This is a genomic window from Sphingomonas prati (assembly GCF_014643515.1).
Taxonomy (GTDB): Bacteria; Pseudomonadota; Alphaproteobacteria; order Sphingomonadales; family Sphingomonadaceae; genus Sphingomonas_R; species Sphingomonas_R prati.
This window is the reverse complement of record NZ_BMJP01000001.1, coordinates 1,464,688-1,483,248: the sequence shown is the minus strand read 5'-3', so window position 1 is coordinate 1,483,248 and position 18,561 is coordinate 1,464,688. Positions and strand designations below refer to the sequence as shown.

Genomic DNA, 18,561 nt, shown 5'->3' with positions numbered 1-18,561 from the left:
CAGCAGTGTGACGCGGTTTCACCTGGGCCCCGGCTTGCGCCGGGGAACTTGACGGTTGGTTATGCGGTCCTTGGCACCGCGGCGGCGATGATTTCGCTGGCGCGGGCGGGCTTGACGCCGTGGCGGTCGAAGCGGTCGAAGACGGCGTCCCACCAGCTCCAGAAGGTCTTCAGATCGGCCTGGTCGCGCACATAGGGCGTGTGGCCGGGGACGACCGAGGGGGTGTGGAACGACAGGCTGAACAGCGTGATGCCCTCCTCGAGCAGCCGGTCGATCACGGCCAATGCCTCGGCCCGCGGCATCCCCTCCGGCGTCAGCGCGACGCGGTTGAGCAGGCGCAGGCGTGCGAGCGGGCCGCGTAGCGTGACGTGGCGGTGCAGCTGGGAGTGGCGGTTGAGGAGGCCGGTGTAGCCGGCGGTCAGCGGCAGTTCGAGCATCGTCGGCGAGACCCACCAGGGCCAGACCGGGTGGGCGGCAAAATTGGGGCCGGTCTGGTCGCTATAGTCGAACAGCGCGCGGACCGAGACGTCGAGCCGGTAGCCCGCCTCCGCCAGCAGGCCGGCCGTGTTCGGGCCGATGCCGTAGCGCCCGGCGCGGTAGATGACCGGGCGGACGCCGGTGGCGACCTCGATCTGAGTGGTCAGCGCGTGGAGCTTGGCGCGTTCCAGCGCGCGCGGCAGGTTGCCGACGAAGCTGTTGGGTTGGGACACGACCTCGTCATAGGGCGGGTTGACCCAGGGGTGGAGCTGGGTCCCAACCTCGCATTCGCCGGCTTCGATCATGGCGCGGACCGCCTCGGCGCTGGCGGGCGTTTCGACCACGGGGTAGTCGACGAGATAGGTCGGCACGATGCCGCGGTCGATGAACCGCCGGTTGGCGGCGGGCAGTGCCAGCATCGCGGTGGTGGCGCGCGCATCGCGGCGGACCGGCTGTGTCCAGTCAAATTCCTCTTCCGCATCGCCGAAGATCGCGAAGCGGCAACCGAAGTCCGGCGCGAACGTGGCGCGGTCGGTGGCGACCGGCGGACGGTCGAGCCGGCGTGGCGCGGCGGCGTTCACCCCGGACGATTCCTGGTCGGCGGATACCGGCCCGGACTCGACCGTGGCGGCCGTCGGCAGATCATGTACGTTCCAACTATCCATAGGCAGACGGTCCTGTACCTGGACCGGTTTAAAATTTGATACCGCAGGCGTCGTTCGTTGACCAGTGGCGGACGGTTCTAGAGCACGAGCGTGTTGTAATGCGCCCAGGCGAAGATCGCGGCCGCCCCGCGATGTGGCCGCCAGGGTTCGGCCAGCGCGCGGGTTTCGCGTTCGGTCGGACGCGCCGGCAGGCCGAGCAGCCGGCCGACCTCGATCTGGATCGCGAGATCGCCCGCCGGCCAGACGTCGGGGCGCCCCTCGGCGAACAGCAGGTAGATTTCGGCGGACCAGCGGCCGATCCCCTTGACCGCGACCAGCGCGGCGATCGCGGCTTCGTCGTCGGCGGGGAGCGCGTCGAGATGGAGTCGGCCGGTCAGCACCTCGTCCGCGAGACTGCGCGCATAGGCCGATTTCTGGCGGGAGAGCCCGGCGGTGCGGAGTGTCTCGTCCGACATCGTCGCGAGGGTGTCGAGCGGGAGGCCGGGGCCGACGAGCGCCTCCAGCCGGGTCCAGACCGCGGCGGCGGACGCGACGCTGACCTGTTGCCCGACGATGGTGCGGAGCAGGGTGGCGTGGCCGCGGTCGTAGATGCGCGGCGCGGGCATGCCGATCCGCCCGATGCTGGCCGCGAACGCCGGTTCGATCGCCGCCAGCGCGGTGAGGCCGGCGTCGAGGTCTTCCGCGTTCAATCCCATGCGTTTGACCTGTCTGCTACGCTTGCGTTCGCCGGGGCACGCGGACATAGCGCGACCAGGACGGTTCGTCGGAAGGATGCCCTAATGCCCAAGTTGATTGTCGTCACGCGCGACGGGACCGAACATCCGATCGAAGGCGAAGCCGGGCTGTCGGTGATGGAGGTCATCCGCGACGCGGGGATCGACGAATTGCTCGCACTGTGCGGCGGATGCTGTTCGTGCGCGACATGCCACATCGTGGTCGATCCGGCGTTTGCCGACAAGCTGTTGCCGATGGACGCGGACGAGGACGACCTGCTCGACAGTTCGGACGCGCGCACGCCGACGTCGCGGTTGTCGTGCCAGATCCCGTTCGATGAGGCGCTCGACGGGCTGAAGGTGGCGATCGCGCCGGAGGATTGAGGGCTGCGACTGCCTCTTAGTCGTTCCCCGGCGCAGGCCGGGGCCTGGACGCAGCCGTTTCACCTAGGCCCCGGCCTGCGCCGGGGAACTGTCGGTGCGTGGACACGGGCTTAGTGCCCCCGTGGAGGCGGGGATCCGGATCGGAGTGCGGAGCTGGACCCCCGCCTGCGCGGGGGTACGGTACGTGTAGTCTGTGCTCAGCCCAGCTTGCGGGTGGACGCGGCGTAGAGTGCGATCGCGGTTGCGTTCGAGACGTTGAGGCTTTCGACCGCGTCGCTGATCGGCAGGCGGGCGAGGGTGTCGCAGTGGGCCTGGGTGTTGACGCGCATGCCTTCGCCTTCCGAGCCCATGACGAGCGCCAGCTTGGCTGTGCCGAGCGCTTCGTCGAGCGTGCGGGGGGCGTCGCCGGTCAGGCCGATGCGCCAGTAGCCGGCCTCGCCAATCTCGTCGAGCGCGCGGGCGAGGTTCACGACGCGGATCCAGGGCAGGACCTCCAGCGCGCCGGATGCCGACCGCGCCAGTGCGCCGGATTCGGGCGGGGAGTGGCGGTCCTGCGTGATGATGCCAAGCGCGCCGAACGCGAGGGCCGACCGCATGATCGCGCCGACATTGTGCGGATCGGTGACCTGATCGAGCATGACGAGCGGGCGTTCATTGTCCTGACCCAGTTCGAGCAGATCGCCGAGCCAGATGTCGGGCAACGGCTCGACCTCAATCACCAGCCCCTGGTGCGGCGCGTCGCTCGGCACCAGCCGGCCGAGGTCGGGACCCTGGGCGAAGGTGATCGGGATTGACTTGTCGATGTCCAGCCCGGCCAGCGCCTCCTGCGTGCCCCAGACGCGACGGACGTCGCGGTTCGGGTTGGCGAGGGCGGCGAGAACCGGATGCTTGCCCCAGATACGGGGACGGCCGGGGGCGGCGGATGAGGGGCGATGACCTTTGCGCATAGCGGCCCTTAGCCCGGTCGCCGCGGATAAGCCAATCGTGGCCGTCCAAACATGTGGATTACTGCACCATGGGGCGACGAGTGGCGTTGACAGCCGGGTCGGCATTCGTCATTGAGCCGCCTCCCGCAAGGGACGCCTGTGGACAGGTGGCCGAGTGGTTAAAGGCAGCAGACTGTAAATCTGCCGGAGTTTCTCCTACGTAGGTTCGAACCCTACCCTGTCCACCAACTCCCTAATTTGGGGAGGTTCCGCAAGATACCGCGACGTCCCGAGAGCCCGCAAAAACCTTTGCACTGTAGGGTTTTCGGCGCGATACGACGTCCCACAATGTACCGTAGCTATCCGCAACAGCATCACCAACCGGGGGGTACTCTCGGGGTATCGCCTTCCGGCCTTGGGGGTACCCGATGCTGACGGATATTCAGTGCAAGGCGGCGGAGAAACGCGCGGCCCCATACAAGCTGGCGGACGGCGAGGGGCTTTACCTGTTCGTCACGACTACCGGCTTTCGTTCGTGGCGGCTGAAATATCGGTTCGAGCAGAAGGAAAAGCTGCTGACGTTCGGGCCGTATCCGAAAGTCAGCCTGAAGGACGCGCGCCGGATGCGCGACGACGCACGTCGTCTCCTTCACGACGGACAGGATCCAGGAGCCAAGTCGACACCGCAGGACGTCGAACACTCGCGGAAGTTCGAGACGATCGCCCGGGAGTGGCATGCGCTCCAGTCGGCGATCTGGACGCCGCACTACGCGGACGACGTCATTCGCAGTCTGACGGACTACGTCTTCCCGGTGATCGGGCAGCAGGATATTGCGACGGTTCGTTCGGACCAAGTGCTGACGGTCGTTCGGACGATCGAGGCCCGGCCCGCGATCGAGACCGCGCGACGAGTTCGTCAGCGGATTTCGGCCGTGTTCGGCTATGCAATCGCCGACAGCAAGGCGACCAGCGACCCAGCGGCCGTGATCGTTGGCGCATTGGCGCCGTTGATCACGAAACGATATCCAGCGCTGCTGAACCTGCAGGAAGCGAGGGATTTCTTGATCGCGGCCGAGAATTCGACAGCCCATCCGCTCACCAAGCTGGCCTCGCGGTTCATCGCGCTTACTGCGGTCCGTCCCGGGGTCGTTCGTTTATTGCCCTGGTCGGAGTTGCACGATCTGGATGGCCCTGCGCCGCTCTGGCAGGTCCCGGCCGAGCGGATGAAACTGCGCCAGCACCGAAAGCAGGACGAGCGGTACGATTTCCTAGTCCCGCTTGCCCGACAGACAGTGGAGCTGCTCGAGGTTGCAAAGACGTTCAGTGGCAAAAGCGGGATCGTTTTTTCAAGCAACCACAATATCAAGAAGCCGATGAGCGAGAATGCAGTCGGCTACTTCTACAATCGACTGCCGGGCTATCAGGGGCGCCACGTCCCTCATGGTTGGCGATCGACGTTCTCGACGCTGATGAACGAGCGGGCAGACGAGATGGATCGACCAGCCGACCGGGCAATCATCGACCTAATGCTCGCGCATCTGCCGACTGGTGTGGAGAGCAAATACAACCGCGCCGCGTATATGCCGCGCCGCCGTGCGCTGGCGCAAGCTTGGGCAGACATGCTGCTCGAGGGCTTGCGGCCGGTGGCGTCCCTTGTGGAAGGGCGTCGCCACTAGGCGATGTTGCTTGTCTGGGAGCCGTGGCATGACCGCGCGTTCCTTCGGCGAGATCCTCGGCGGCGCCAAGCAAAAGGCCGCCCGCACCTATCAGCCGATCCACCGCTGCAGCTACAACGTCGGCGAACGAGAGGACCGCTTCTATCGTCCGGTGCCGAAGTCGGAAGTCGGCGCACGGATGCGTGCGGCTCAGGCATATGACGTCGAGTACCGTGCACAGGGCAAGCGCAACGGGCCGCTTGGCCATATCGGCCTGGAGGTGCTGCGGCAGCTCTACCGCATGTGCTGCCCAAGGACCGGCCGGCTCGATCCGGCGATCAACACGATCGCACAGAAGATCAGGCGCGGGCGGACGGCCGTGTTCGACGCCCTGGCGGCGCTGAAGCGGCACGGCTTCCTAGACTGGATCCGGCGCACCGAACCAACCGGTAACGAAGGGGCGGGGCCTCAGGTGAAGCAGGCCAGCAACGCCTATCGCCTCGATCTACCCGCCAAGGCCCGCGCCCTGGTCGCGAAAATCGTCGGCCGGGCACCGAGGCCGGTCGACGACGAAGCCCGCCGCGCCGGCGACGCGGCCGAGACCGACCGCATGGTCGCTTCGCTTCCCCTCCGCGAAGAGATGGCGACGCGTATCAGCGACCCATTGCTCGCCGCCGTTTTGGCTCGTTTCGGCGAGGCGGTCGCTAGTCAGGAGCGCGAGTCCGCTAAGCGGGATGAATCAGGCCAAAGTAGGAATGAAGGATGAGGAACGGCTTCGCCGTGCGTAATTTAAGGGTCTGATCAGACGATGCCCCAGCTCAAATCCTACGACCGACAGCGATACCTCGATGTCAGACGGTGCGGCTGCGCCGCCCCGAGACTCTCCGGGGAGAGCAAGCGGATATCTCAGCTCTCTGCCGGCGAGATCGTGTTCGCGGCGAACTCCCCGCGGGGTGGGCAGGAGCAGGCATAGGCGCTGACAACTGACCTCAACGCCGCCATTCCACCTCGTCACCTGGCCCGAGCTTAAATGGCTTCCGACTGCAGGGATCCGCAGGAGCGATCTGACCTGTAACGAGCTCGAAGAACCGCCCGTGGTGCGCGGGTTTCGGGCCAATCTGGACTGCTCGAAACAGTGCAGGAAAAGCGACACGAAAAGCGGGCAGGCGAGGCGGGGGGAAAAGCGTGTAATTTGGGGTCGCAACTTCGTCGGGGCCGGACGCCCGTCGGACCTAGGCGAGGCGTCCGACGCCGCGCCGGGGAACGCTGGATGGCGTGGCAAAGCGTAGGGCGGCAGCTGATCACGCGCCTGCCCGCGTCCCGCCCCATTGGCCACCTGCGCAACCGCCTTAAGTCCGCTCGCACACTCTCCGCCACTCGAATCACGACGGAAGAGCGGCGATCCCTTTCCCCAACAATACCAAACAATTAATATTTCCTAATAATTCATCATCGTCACAAAAGCGCAATTGCTGGCTCATATCGCAGCCGCGAACAGAGAACGATACAGGGAATAAATGTTGGCAATGGTGGCAGTGATCTCGACAAAGCATACACAAGTCCAAATATAATTATGACTCGCCTCACGCGCCATTGGTAATTGTAGAAACCTACTGACTGTTCAAAGTCTCATTCCACGTCACGCGATACTAGCGCTGGACCTCCGGGGAAATCATGTAATGTTATCGTCACGTCTTAGTCGACGCAGCCTTATGCTTGCGCATGTTGCCACGGCGGCGCTGATACCTGCGGCCGCCGCACAAGCTGAAGCCCAGCCTAACGCGACCGTTGCGGTTGGCGCAGGCGAGCAACCGTCGGTCGAAGGCCGGATTTCGGGCCAGGTAACCAATACTGCGGGCGCGCCGTTGACGGGCGCGGAAGTCCGCGTCGAAGGCAGCGACGGCGTAAGCGTCACCAACTCCGCCGGTCAGTTCCTGCTTCAGCGCGCACCGGTCGGCCAGCAACGTCTGACCGTCTCCTTTTTCGGTATGCAGACCCGCACCGTGACGGTGGATGTGACGGACCGCCAAACCGCCGAAGTCGCAGTTCCGCTCGACCCGGAGCAGGCCAATGACGGCGAGATCATCGTCTCCGGCTCCCGCCCCATCGCGGAATCGGAACAGGCCGCGATCCAGATCAAGCGGGCGTCGAATTCGCTGGTCGACGTGATCGCAGCCGACAGCATCGGCCGTTTCCCCGACCAGAACATTGCCGCTGCGTTGAGCCGCGTCCCCGGTGTCAGCGTGGGCCGCGATCAAGGGCAGGAACGTTATATCAGCCTTCGTGGTGCACCCGCCAACTGGACTACGCTCGCCTTCGACGGCGTGAACGTCATCAGTCCTGACGGCCGCCAGGCGCGCTTCGACACGATCCCGTCGGCGATTGCGAGCAAGACGATCATTCGGAAAGCAGTCACAGCCGATATGCCTGGTGAGACCGTTGCCGGTAACATCAACATCATCACGCGCAGTCCGTTCGACTACAAGGGGTTCAAGCTCGCTGCCGACATAGGAGCCGGTTACAACGATCTCGGTCAGGGCGCGCAGTATAATGTGAACGGCTTCATTTCTGACCGGTTCGCCAACGACACGATCGGCGTACTCTTCTCGGCGTCGCGCTACGAACGCAAGATGGTCACCGACAATTTCGAAAACGCCTACGAGATCGCGCCGGAGGATCTGGAGCCGGGCCGCGAGACGCGGATCTGGAATTCCGGGACTCAGAACAAGCTGTATCGGCTGACCCGGAGCAACACGTCGCTCACCGGTCGACTGGAATGGCGGCCGAGCAGCGCGCATCAGATCTTCGCTAGCTCGATCTGGACCCAGTTTCGCGACGACGAACTGCGAAACGCTTATGTCTTCGACCTGGATCAGGATGCGGTGCGCACCACGGACACTGCAACGCCCGCGTCCAAGCCGCGGACGGGTTACGCCGACATTCGCACGGGCAACACTCCGGTGCAGGGCACGTTGTACGGGGTCGAGATCGAAAGTACCCTGAACAGCAACTCGTCACGGCAGAGCATTTTCACCAACACGCTCGGCGGCGACCATGATCTGGGGACTTGGCGCGCAGCATGGCGCGCGAACTTCACGCGCGCTGACGCGCGCAGCAAGCCGCCGTTCGGTACGTCGTGGCGCAGCCCAGCCGCGTTCACCGCCCGGCCGACGATCGACTATGACTTCACGAACCCGGACATGACGCAACTGCGGTTCTACGACACCGTCCGCAACGCCAACGGCACCTTTTCCAAGGGTGCGGAACGGCCGTTCATTGGCCCCGACGAACTCGCCTTCCAGACGATGACGCGCAACCGTCAGCTCGACCGGACCGATGCCTATACGGGCAAGCTCGACATCGCGCACGACCTGTCGTTGCTCGGGGCGGACACGCTGTTCCAGTTCGGTGGCGAGTATGACAAGCGCGCCAAGACGTCGACCCGGACGGTCCTCGAAGCGACGGCCGCCAATCTGCGCGCCGCGGGCCTGGCTCTGCCGACGCAGCGGACGATCAGCATCGACGATCCCTACAAGGGCAAGTTCCCGCTCGGTTACGGCTTCCGCTACTTCTCCAGCCAGGTCGGCGAGGATCTGTTCAAGAGCTACGTGGACGCGGGTGCGGCGCGTGTCCAGGCCAACACCAGCGAACGCAACAACTACGAAGTCAGCGAGGAGGTGATCGCCGGCTATGCAATGGCAACGACGTCGTTCGACTGGGGCAATGTCGTGTACGGCGCGCGCGTCGAACGGGTGAACAACAGCAGCGCCGCGCTGGCCGAGACGGGCGCGGGCTTCGTTCAGACGAACGTGTCCGGCGGCAACACCTTCGTTTATCCGAGCGTCCACCTGAACTGGAACCTCAACAGCGAGTTCAAGCTGCGTCTGTCTGGGAACACGGGTGCGGCACGGCCGGATTACGACCAGCTGCGCCCTAACTTCTCGTTCAGCGATACGGACGAGATCGTGTCGGGCGGCAATCCGCTGGCCAAACCGGAACGCGCCAAGGGCGTGGATGCCTATCTCGAATGGTACATGCCATCGCGCGGTTTTTTTTCGGTCGGCGCCTATTACAAGAACCTGAAAGACATTCTGTACGATGTCGAACTGCCGTCTTTCGATCTAGACGTGCTCAATTCGAACGGCATCGATCGCTCGACCTATCGCTACTCGACGATCGCGAACGGCGAGGGCGGCCATATCAAGGGCATTGAGTTTGCGCTCGTCCAACCGCTGGGAGCGGTCGTCCGCGGTGTCGGGTTGCCGGAGTGGATGGAAGGCTTCGGCCTCAATGCAAACGTCACGATCAACGACTCCAAGGCGACGACGCCCGATAAGCGCAAGACCGACCTGCCCGGTGCCTCCGCACGGATCTACAACGTGTCGGGATATTACGAGCAGTATGGCGTGTCGGCACGGGTCAGCTACCAGTGGCAGTCGCGCTATCTAGACGCGATCGGAACGGACGCCTTCATCGGCGACACCTACTGGGCGGATGTCAGCCGGCTGGACGTTTCGCTGCGCTATTCGATCAACGAGGCCGTGCAGCTGTACTTCGACGCCAACAATCTGACCAACGAGCCGGGTATCCGCTTCCGCGGCAATGCCACGCGCCAGATCGAGCATGAGAGCTTCGGCAGGCGTTATCTCGGCGGCGTTCGGTTGAACTTTTAAGCTGTGTGACGGAGGCGGCGCGTTCTGTGGAACGCGTCGTCCCATCGCCAAGACGGACATCGGCCGGACAGGCTGGCATGGCCGGCAGGCGAGCAGGCAAGACAGGGTAATCGGACGTGCAAAGAAAAATCCTGGTCGTCGAGGACGACGTGGCGACCGGTACCTATCTCCTGACGGGCCTGCAAAAGGCCGGTTATGACGTGGAGTGGGCACAGGACGGCAGCGGCGGTATCGAACTGGCGCGGCGGCAGGACTTTGACGGCATCGTCCTCGATCGGATGCTTCCCGGTATGGACGGCCTTCTTCTTCTACAAACCATACGTGCGGAAGGCGTCAATACCCCGGTCATCATTCTTTCCGCGATCGGCAAGACGGATGAACGCGTCCGGGGATTGCGCGCCGGTTCCGACGATTATCTCATCAAGCCGTTCGAGATAGATGAGCTGATCGCCCGCCTCGAAGTCCTGCAACGCCGACAAGGACGATCCGCCACCGTGGTGACCCGGCTGACCTGCGAGGACCTGACGCTCGACCTGCTCGCCTCGCGCGCGGAGCGCGCGGGGCAGGTGCTGCTCCTGCAGCCCCGTGCCCGTCAGTTGCTTGAATTCCTGATGCGCAACCAGGGTCGGATCGTCACCCGGTCCATGATTTACGAAAAGGTCTGGAACCTTGATTTCGATCCCGGAACGAACGTCATCGACGTCTATGTGAGCAGCCTGCGCAAAGAGATCGACCGCCCGGGCCTCGCACCGCTGCTCCAGACCGTACGCAAGTCCGGATATGTCCTTGGACTACCCGGCAACGTCGATCCCCAGATGTAAAATACGGTCTGGATGCCCAGCGAGCTTGGATCGATTTTGAAGAGGCGTTTTGATGATGCGTAGTTACGTTATGCGCCGATACCGCCTTGCCGACGTACCGGCTTCGAACGGCATGCGGCATATGAGACCCGCAACGTGCGCGTGGCGCGGCAGGCTGCGGCCCGGCGCCTGCAACGCCTACGGCAAGCCGCGTCTTCGGGACCGGATGTAATGCCCATCGGCAGAACCTGGCCCTTAGCGACGTGGCTGCGCGACCGGCAGGGACGGCGGCCGATCTGGCGGTCGACTAGTGCGCGCTTCCTGCTGCTGCACCTGGCGCTTGCCGTGGGCTGTACCGTGCCGGCGTTGCTCTACGTCTATATCAAAACTGACCAGATCCTCTTGGAGGATTTCCAGCGACCGCTCGAGTTTCGCCAGAGCAATCTGGAGAAACAGTACAGGATCGGCGGCATCGACAAACTGACGCTCGCGGTGACCAGTCGGGCGGAGCGCGCGCACCGCGACCGAACCGCCATTTTGCTGGTCGACCGGCATGGCCGAAAGCTTGCCGGCAACCTAGCCGCCTGGCCTGCCGGGGTCGGGTCGCCGCAAGATTGGACGCCGACCATGCTGCGTCACGACCGGGCGGCGAAATCGGAAGAGTATTTGACGCTGACGACGCGTTTGCCCACGGGCCATAGCCTATTGCTGGGCGGCCTGCTCGACAACCGTGTGGACATGCAGACGGCGCTGTTACGGGGCCTAGCCGCCGCCTTCGCCCTTGCCATTCCCATCGGCTTGTTGGGCAGTGTCGTCATCGTTCATGAAATGAACCGAATGGTGCAGGCCATCGCTGTAGTCGGCCATCAGGTCGCCGCTGGCGATCTTGCTCGTCGGGCGACGACCGACGGAAGCGGCGATCCCGTCGACCGGCTACGGACGACGCTCAATGTGATGCTTGATCGGCTCGAGGTGCTGGTGGGCGAACACCGCATGCTGACGGACGCATTGGCCCACGACCTGCGTTCGCCGCTGACCCGCATCCATATCCAGCTCGCGCATGCGCAGGACGACGCGCCGGGACTGGACCAGCGCCCCCGGTTCCGGGCCATAGAGCAGGAGGTCGAACTCGTCCTGCACATGCTGGAAAGCGCGCTGGAGATCAGTCGTGCCGAAGCGGGCATCGGGCGCGGTGCGTTCGAAGCGTTCGATGCCGGCGAGCTGCTGCGCGGTCTGGGGGAAATCTACCAGCCGCTGGCCCTGTCCCGCACGGTAGGGATCGCGATTGAATGCGCCTCCGGTCTCGACATGCTGGGTGACCGCGGTCTGGTCGCCCGGGCCGTGGCAAACCTAATCGACAACGCGCTGAAATACGGCGTCGGCGGCGGCGAGATCCTGTTGCAGGCGACGGCCGAAGGCGATGCCGTGCATCTGGTGGTCGCCGACCGCGCCAACGGCATCCCCGCCGATCGCCGCGGCGATGCGCTGCGTAAATTCGGGCGGCTGGACGATGCGAGGAGCAGCCCCGGCAGTGGTCTGGGCCTGAGCCTGGTCAGCGCTGTCGCGTCGCTCCACCGCGGCACGTTTGTGCTCGAAGACAATCACCCCGGTCTGCGTGCGCGGCTGATCCTGCCACGCAACCTCGATTCATCTCACATCCAACAAGGAGTTCCATCATGAACAACCGTCTCGTTCCCGCGAATGGCGTGACCGCCCTGATCCGCGGCCCGCATCGTGGTTTCCGTCGGGCGCTTGCCCGGCTGGCAACCACCGGGTGCATCGCCGGCACCCTGCTTGCCGGTGCTACCGCGGGTGCCGCTGCCCCCGTTCCAACAAAGGCGCGCAACGTCATCCTGTTCCTTGGCGATGCAGGTGGCGTCTCGACGGTCAACGCTGCCGGTATCCTCGCGCACAACAAGCCGCAGTCGCTGTTCATCCAGTCGATGCCCTATGTCGGCCTTTCCGACACGTCGTCGCTCAACCGTTGGGTCACCGACTCCGGCGCGGGGATGACCGCGATCATGACGGGCGCTAAGACCAATAATTCCATGGTGTCCGTTCTGCCGGCGGACGGCGCCGGACCGGTGAAGCCGTTGAAGACGGTGCTGGAATACGCGGAACAGCGCGGCCTTTCGACCGGCGTCATCACTAACATGAAAATATGGGATGCCACCCCCGCGGCCTGCTACGCGCACGTCGCTTCGCGTAAGGACAAGGACGAGATCTTCCGGCAGATGCTCGCACCCCGCTTCGGTAACGGCGTCGACATCCTGGTCGGCAAGGGCCAGGCGGACGCCGTCGCGTCGTTCGCCAAGGGACCACGGACCGCTGAGCAGGCCTTCACCGCTGCGGGCTACAAATTCGGGACCGAGCCGGCGCTGGTTGGTGAGGCCGATCGCGCCGTCGTGCTCCGGGACGAGGATTTCGCACCCATTCCGGCTGTGGAAGCGGCGATCGGTCAGCTTTCTCGCAACCCAAAGGGCTATTTCCTGATGGTCGAGTGGGACATGCACACCAGCAATCCCGACAAGGGACTGCGTCACGTAGTCGAGATGGATGAAATGATCCGTCGGATCAGCGCAGTCGCGGGCAAGGACACGTTGATCCTGTTCACGGCCGACCACAGCTTCGGACTACGGATGAGCGGTGGTCAGCGCAACGCACCGCTGGCGGACCAATACGCAGCCGAAGCCGCCAAGCCTGGCGTGACTGTTGCTACCAACGCGGTAATGAGTGTCCAGGCCACGCACACCGGCGAAGAAGTCATTGCCGCCGCATCAGGACCCGGCGCGGAACAGGTGCATGGCTTCTTTGCCAACGCGCGTCTGTTCGACGTCATGCTCGGGGCTTATGGCTGGAAACCCGAGCCGAAATAACGACTGCGGGGCCGGGCGAGAGCAACTGATACTCAGACCTGTTTCTCGTCCGGCGCAGGTCCGTTTCTTGATCGACAAGGACCGTCACGATTTAGGCCGTCTCTCTCGCGACTGTCCTAAGTTTCGGACGTTTCGAATGTCGCTACTTTTGCGACACTAGCATGGCGCCAGATGGTGGACTGCGAAGAAACTTTTCGAGGCGAGCTATCCGCTAGATGCCTTCTCACAAACGATCGTTGATCGGGAGTGTCCGGGTTTGGTGGTTAGCAGGCATAGGGCAGTCTTGGTTAGACACCCCCGCTCAACATCATTCCACACCCCAGAAGCCCAATCAGAATTGCAGACATCCATGCGTTCAAACAGAATACAACCAAACGTGATTGACGAATGGTATAGATTGCAACTGCTGGAAGAACCACGCCAGCCATAATCAAGCCCAGTGATCCGCAACGATACCAGAACTCTTGCTCGCGACTCTGGAAGGGAAGCTGTTCTATAAGTGCGACGCAGAACCCTATGAAGATCGCGTTGACGATGAGCATTGTCCACACGTCTCCAACGCCTTTAGCTGGTTCCTGCTCAGTCTGCTCCGCCGGTTCCATTCGAGCAACGTGGCAGGGTCTGGGAACGTCCGCAACTGGGCGTTAACGGACAGTCCGCTTTCGGACCCTGCTCGACCGTGTCGCGCAAGTCCTAAGTTTCGGACGTCTAGAATGTCGCCACTTTTGCGACAGCGGCATGGCGCCACCCGCTGGAATGCAAGGAGGCTTTTTCGAGGCACCGCCGATAGACGCCTTCCCGGAAACGATCGGTGAATGAGAATGCTTATCCCACAGGATGCCGGCCTTTCCGACGAACTTTTCCAATCATGCCATTGCAACCACGCGCGGCTGCCCTTCCTCGGTCATTAGAGCGTTATTGCGGCAGCTTATTGCAAAGAAACGCAATTGGGATGGGTGCAGAACTGCTAGATGCGGATCGGTCGTCAAACGACCAGGGGAACAATCTTGAAAAGTCTGCTTGCTTGTGCCGTATCCATAGTTGCGCTGACGGCAATGCCGGCCGCGGCGCAAACGCCGCCAACGGCGAGCCCAGGCGTGGTGATGGCCAACTGGCTGGGTCAGGCCAGCGACATTCCGGTCGACCCCACGTGGCGGCTCGGTACCTTGCCGAACGGTCTGCGCTATGCGGTACGGCGGAGTAGCCAGCCGGCAGGCACGATCGCGGTCCGGGTGCGCGTGGGCGTCGGCGGTCTCATGGAAGCGGACAACCAGCAGGGCTGGTCCCATCTTCTGGAGCACATGGTTTTTCGCGGCACCGCCCGATACGCGGACGGCGAGGGCATGAAGCTTTGGGAGCGGCTGGGCGCCACGTTCGGTTCGGACACCAATGCCGCGACAACGCTGACATCGACGACCTTCCAACTCGATCTGCCGCGGGCGGATCCGGCAAGCTATGCGACGGCGATGTCTGTGTTGGCGGACATGATGGATACTGCCAAGATCGATCCGGCGCTGCTTGCGACCGAACGACAGGTGGTGGGCGCCGAAGCTGCCCAGCGGCTAAGCCCGCTCGCTCGCAAGCTGCGCGATGCCCAACAGCCATTATTCTATGCGGGCACCAGGGCAGCGACGCGCGACGTGATCGGCACAGCCAGGACGCTGGGGCAGGCGGATGCCAGTACCCTGAAGGCCTATTACGAAGCGTGGTACCGGCCGGACAATGCCGTCGTGGTAGTCGCCGGCGATGCAGATCCCGCGTTGCTGGAAGCGGAAGTGCGCCGTGCGTTCGGTGGCTGGAAAGCAGAGGGCGAGGCACTCGCCGCGCCCGACTGGGGCGCACCTGTCACACCGGCGTCGCCGGTCGTGACGTTGGCTGACGCACAGCTGCCCGATCTGTTGTTGCTCGGTTTTGTCGCCCCCCATCTCGACCGGACGTTCGACGTCGCCCGCCAGCAGGAGCAGTTTGCCGAAAGGGTCGCGATTGGCATCCTCAACCAACGGTTCGCGGCCGCCGCCCAGCGTGGTGCGGCGTTCGTCAATGTGAGCGTGCAGTTGGTACAGCAGCGCCGTATCGCGGATCAGGTGCTCGTTCAGATCGGCGCGAAGTCCAGCCAATCGCATGCGGCGCTGAATCAGGCCTATGCGGTGCTGAACGGGGTCGTCGCAAATCCGCCCGCCCAAGCCGAGATCGACCAGCAGGCGGCCGGACTTGCGACCTGGCTCCAGCAACGTGCGGCCTCTGCGTCCACGCAGACAGGCCCGGCGCTTGCCAACTCGATGATCGCGGCGGTGGAGAGTGCGGACGTGGTCGCCTCGCCCGACTATTATGCAAAGTTGTTTGCTGCACAGCGCCCCAGCCTCACGCCGGTGGCGGTGCAGGCGGTCCTTAAACGGCTGCTAGCGCCTGCGCCGCGGTTGTTCGTCGCGGGGCCGCAACCGGTCCCGGGGGGCATCGCTGCCATGACGCAGGCACTGGCGGCTGCACAGAAAGTGGCCGGCGGCGCGACCGAGCTGCTGCGTGCCGTATCGCTTGATCAGTTGATCCTTGGGGGAAAACCGGCAACCGTCACCGGCACCACGGCCATCCCTTCGCTTAACGCCGACATCGTGCGCTTCTCGAACGGCGTCGAACTCGTGTTCAAGCACACCGAGTTCGACAAGGACCGGGTGCTCGTGCGCGTTCAGGTCGGGCGCGGCCTGCTGGGCGAGCCACGCGGCGATCTTGCTCTCTGGTGGACGGCACCGGCGCTCACCGCGGCGGGGGTCGGACCGTTCTCGCCGGACGAACTTGCCCGTGCCGCGGCGGGGCGGCAGGTCGGTTTCGTCGCGCAACAGGGGCTCGACGCGCTGATCCTGACTGGCGCAACCAACGGCGCCGACCTCGGCGACATGCTTAAGCTGGTTACCGGTGCACTTCAGCAGCCGCGCTTCGACGCGGTCAGTGTCGCCCGGGTGCGCGATGCTACGCTCGCTAACTATGCGTCGATCTTCAGCCAGCCGGTCGGCGTGCTGCAGGCGTTCGGCGGCGCAGCGCTGCATGGCGGCGACGACCGCTTCTTGGCAATACCCCCAAAGGAAACGATCGCAAGCCTGTCACTGCCTGCCTTCCGGCAGTTCTGGACCGAACGGCTCGGCCGCGGGCCGCTGCGGATCGTGGTTGTCGGCGACGTCGACCGATCGGCCGTCGTCGCGGCGGTCGCTCATAGCTTAGGCACCCTGGGTGGTCGGCGTGCCGCGCCAGCGTTCGCTATCGACGTGCAGGCGACACCGCCGGCAACGCCCGTGATGTTGCGTCACAAGGGCGACCCAGGCCAGGCGCTCGTCATGCGCGCCTTCCCGACATTGGGGTTTCTGGAGCAGCCCGCAACCAGCGCCGCTCTGGATCTGACCACGGCCATCGTGCAGGCCCGCCTGACGGAAGGGTTTCGCGCAAGCGAGGGATCGACCTATTCGCCGCTTGCCGCGCACAGCCAGTCATCGGAGCTGCCGCGCTTCGGCGTGCTGGTCGCGGGCGCGCAGGTCCAGGCGACGCGCATCGACGGGTTCGAACGTTCGCTCGACGCGGTTCTTGCGGATCTTGCCGCCAAGGGGCCGACGGCCGACGAATTCGGACGGGCGCAGACGACCGCGATCAGCGCTGCCGAACGCAACCGTGAGAACAATGGCTGGTGGGTCGGCGTTCTCGGCAGAGAGCTCTCGCCCGACTTCGTGTCAAGCCTGGCAGGCAGCACGGACCGGTTGAAGGGGCTCACCGCCGCGTCGGTCCAGCGCGTGACGGCGCGTTACCTGACGGTGGAACACTGCTTCACCATTAAAGTCTTGCCCGAAGTAGCTCATTAAACGGAATGTAGATAGTATCGGTGCCGGTCGAGGGCCCTATTACAAATTAGATGATCGAACCGGTGTGGATAAACAGATCCGACGCTTCAAGTTATTTTCACCGTGGTATGACTGCATTGGGAAGGGTGGGGTCAAAACCCGAATGGCGATTTCTGGGCTTTTGCAGATGGTTCGCTTTCGCCGTTCTGCTCGGCCGTGTCGCTGATATCCTAAGTTTCGGACGTCTCGAATGTCGGCCCTTTTTGCGACAGCGGCGTCGCGTCAGGCTATGATCGCGAACGTCCGGGTTTGGGCGTTTGCGGACGGGCGGCTTTCGGGCGTCCGCTTTGCCGATCACTAATGTCGCACTCTGGTGGAAAGCCGACATTCGCTTTCCAAATAAAACGATCGCGTCATGGCAAAGAGCCTCAGTCCGCATTTCGTGCTCATCTTTTATCGTGGCGCTGCTGGCGTGATAAGGTTTCCACCGTTGCATGAGCGAGCAGCATTGTCGGAGTATGTCCCATCCTCAACCTCAATCCGCCGCCCAAGGTCATTACCTTCGACTGCTATGGCACGCTGGTTCAGTGGCATCGTGCCGTGCGGCAGGCCGCTCGAGCCATTCTCGATCGCCACCTGCAGGCGAACACCTCGCAGGAACGGGTTGCCGAACTCGCAAGTCGACTGCGTGCGATCGCAGTGGAGCACCAGCAACAGGCCGGCTTTGTTGATTATGAAACCGTGCTGGATATTAGTTTGAACCAGGCACTGTCCGAAGCCGGTTACGAGGCAGCGGCAGCCGACTTTCAAATGCTCTTGGCAACCCTGGGCCGGATCGATCCTCATCCCGAGGTCCCCGACGCGCTCTCCCGCCTGCGTGAACGCTACTGGATCGCCATTATCAGCAACTCCGGGGACGACCTTATCGCCGGAACCGTGCGGGCGATCGGGACACCCATCGACTTTGTCGTCACTGCTCAACAGGCGCGGGCGTACAAGCCCGACCACCAGCTCTTCCTTCACGCATACGCCACCATGGGTGTCTCCAAAGACGAAACGATCCATGTGGGCATGGGTCAGTTCACGGACCTGAAAGTGTGCCAGGAACTCGGCATCCGGTCCGTCTGGATCGATCGAGAGGGCGAACCGCTCGATCCTGCCTGGCATCCCGACGCGACGCTGAACGATCTGTCCGGACTGCCGGAACTGCTCCTCCCGTCCTGACGACGCTGGTTGTCGTTGGACCGGGCTGTCCAAGGGGATGTCCGCTATTGGACGTTTTCAGCCCCTCGCCTGATAGCCGGTGCGAACGTCTGGCCTTGGTGGAAAACGGACATTGATCAAATGGAGTGCGGGGGCCGACCGGGCGTTCGACGAAAATAGAAGCGGGCCACACACCCTGCCGCTCCTGCGGGTCGGAAAGCGGCGGGGTCCGCCACTTGGCATGAACCGTTCCGATCGAGCGGACCATAAGGCAACCCGCACATGCTACCGTACAAAAATCAGTCTTTCGTAGCAGTCCAGCATTCAACAAAGGATAATAACATAAATCAACAATCTTTTTTAAGTGG

13 protein-coding genes and 1 tRNA gene are annotated in these 18,561 nt (G+C 63.6%); 10 read left to right on the top strand and 4 right to left on the bottom strand.

Translation table 11 applies throughout. The annotated features are described in order from the left end of the window. Positions 1-59: 59 nt before the first annotated feature. Together IEX50_RS06805 and IEX50_RS06800 are read right to left on the bottom strand one after the other, a co-directional pair. A complete protein-coding gene (locus IEX50_RS06805) occupies positions 60-1,142 on the bottom strand; it encodes a polysaccharide deacetylase family protein (protein ID WP_157175056.1) in 1,083 nt (360 codons plus the stop codon). A 77-nt stretch (positions 1,143-1,219) separates the two neighbouring features. Further along, positions 1,220-1,837, bottom strand: a complete 618-nt coding sequence (locus tag IEX50_RS06800; RefSeq protein WP_157175057.1) for a DNA-3-methyladenine glycosylase family protein — start codon at positions 1,835-1,837, stop codon at positions 1,220-1,222. A gap of 84 nt (positions 1,838-1,921) precedes the next feature. On the opposite strand from IEX50_RS06800, the gene IEX50_RS06795 reads away from it, so the two are divergent. After that, positions 1,922-2,239, top strand: coding sequence for a 2Fe-2S iron-sulfur cluster-binding family protein (locus IEX50_RS06795; protein ID WP_157175058.1), 318 nt, complete (start codon positions 1,922-1,924; stop codon positions 2,237-2,239). A 197-nt stretch (positions 2,240-2,436) separates the two neighbouring features. On the opposite strand, the gene rlmB is transcribed toward IEX50_RS06795, so the two are convergent. Next, the gene (gene rlmB, locus IEX50_RS06790; RefSeq protein ID WP_157175059.1) at positions 2,437-3,186 is read right to left on the bottom strand and encodes a 23S rRNA (guanosine(2251)-2'-O)-methyltransferase RlmB; all 750 of its coding nucleotides are present in this window, start codon (positions 3,184-3,186) and stop codon (positions 2,437-2,439) included. A gap of 140 nt (positions 3,187-3,326) precedes the next feature. Here rlmB and IEX50_RS06785 point away from each other — a divergent pair. From IEX50_RS06785 to IEX50_RS06755, 7 genes are all read left to right on the top strand, one after another. Then, a tRNA-Tyr gene (locus IEX50_RS06785) sits at positions 3,327-3,413 on the top strand. A gap of 180 nt (positions 3,414-3,593) precedes the next feature. Beyond that, positions 3,594-4,841 carry a tyrosine-type recombinase/integrase gene (locus IEX50_RS06780; RefSeq protein WP_157175060.1) on the top strand — a complete coding sequence of 416 codons (1,248 nt, stop codon included), beginning with the start codon at positions 3,594-3,596 and terminating at the stop codon, positions 4,839-4,841. Between the two features lie 28 nt (positions 4,842-4,869). After that, entirely contained in the window at positions 4,870-5,586 is a 717-nt protein-coding gene (locus IEX50_RS06775; protein ID WP_229673700.1) for a replication protein A, read from the top strand. Positions 5,587-6,499: 913 nt separating this feature from the next. Further along, complete coding sequence (locus IEX50_RS06770; RefSeq protein WP_308419284.1) at positions 6,500-9,493, top strand: TonB-dependent receptor; 2,994 nt, start codon at positions 6,500-6,502, stop codon at positions 9,491-9,493. Positions 9,494-9,609: 116 nt separating this feature from the next. Beyond that, positions 9,610-10,314 carry a response regulator transcription factor gene (locus IEX50_RS06765; RefSeq protein WP_157175062.1) on the top strand — a complete coding sequence of 235 codons (705 nt, stop codon included), beginning with the start codon at positions 9,610-9,612 and terminating at the stop codon, positions 10,312-10,314. A gap of 210 nt (positions 10,315-10,524) precedes the next feature. Continuing rightward, on the top strand, positions 10,525-11,973 hold the full coding sequence (locus IEX50_RS06760) for a sensor histidine kinase (protein WP_157175063.1): 1,449 nt from the start codon (positions 10,525-10,527) through the stop codon (positions 11,971-11,973). Continuing rightward, positions 11,970-13,169 (top strand): alkaline phosphatase, encoded by a 1,200-nt coding sequence (locus IEX50_RS06755; RefSeq protein WP_157175064.1) that lies wholly within the window; start codon positions 11,970-11,972, stop codon positions 13,167-13,169. The genes IEX50_RS06760 and IEX50_RS06755 overlap by 4 nt, the downstream gene beginning before the upstream one ends. Positions 13,170-13,456: 287 nt before the next feature. On the opposite strand, the gene IEX50_RS06750 is transcribed toward IEX50_RS06755, so the two are convergent. Beyond that, positions 13,457-13,771, bottom strand: a complete 315-nt coding sequence (locus tag IEX50_RS06750) for a hypothetical protein (protein ID WP_184075041.1) — start codon at positions 13,769-13,771, stop codon at positions 13,457-13,459. A gap of 405 nt (positions 13,772-14,176) precedes the next feature. Here IEX50_RS06750 and IEX50_RS06745 point away from each other — a divergent pair, with 405 nt between their 5' ends. Together IEX50_RS06745 and IEX50_RS06740 are read left to right on the top strand one after the other, a co-directional pair. After that, complete coding sequence (locus IEX50_RS06745) at positions 14,177-17,011, top strand: M16 family metallopeptidase (RefSeq protein WP_184075040.1); 2,835 nt, start codon at positions 14,177-14,179, stop codon at positions 17,009-17,011. Between the two features lie 486 nt (positions 17,012-17,497). After that, a complete protein-coding gene (locus tag IEX50_RS06740; RefSeq protein WP_157175832.1) occupies positions 17,498-18,214 on the top strand; it encodes a haloacid dehalogenase type II in 717 nt (238 codons plus the stop codon). Positions 18,215-18,561: the final 347 nt, after the last annotated feature.

Bases quoted from the DNA above. Each gene is read 5' to 3' on its own strand.
- IEX50_RS06800 (WP_157175057.1), bottom strand. From the start codon at position 1,837: ATGGGATTGAACGCGGAAGACCTCGACGCCGGCCTCACCGCGCTGGCG.
- IEX50_RS06780 (WP_157175060.1), top strand. From the start codon at position 3,594: ATGCTGACGGATATTCAGTGCAAGGCGGCGGAGAAACGCGCGGCCCCA.
- IEX50_RS06805 (WP_157175056.1), bottom strand. From the start codon at position 1,142: ATGGATAGTTGGAACGTACATGATCTGCCGACGGCCGCCACGGTCGAG.
- IEX50_RS06755 (WP_157175064.1), top strand. From the start codon at position 11,970: ATGAACAACCGTCTCGTTCCCGCGAATGGCGTGACCGCCCTGATCCGC.
- rlmB (WP_157175059.1), bottom strand. From the start codon at position 3,186: ATGCGCAAAGGTCATCGCCCCTCATCCGCCGCCCCCGGCCGTCCCCGT.
- IEX50_RS06750 (WP_184075041.1), bottom strand. From the start codon at position 13,771: ATGGAACCGGCGGAGCAGACTGAGCAGGAACCAGCTAAAGGCGTTGGA.
- IEX50_RS06795 (WP_157175058.1), top strand. From the start codon at position 1,922: ATGCCCAAGTTGATTGTCGTCACGCGCGACGGGACCGAACATCCGATC.
- IEX50_RS06760 (WP_157175063.1), top strand. From the start codon at position 10,525: ATGCCCATCGGCAGAACCTGGCCCTTAGCGACGTGGCTGCGCGACCGG.
- IEX50_RS06775 (WP_229673700.1), top strand. From the start codon at position 4,870: ATGACCGCGCGTTCCTTCGGCGAGATCCTCGGCGGCGCCAAGCAAAAG.
- IEX50_RS06770 (WP_308419284.1), top strand. From the start codon at position 6,500: ATGTTATCGTCACGTCTTAGTCGACGCAGCCTTATGCTTGCGCATGTT.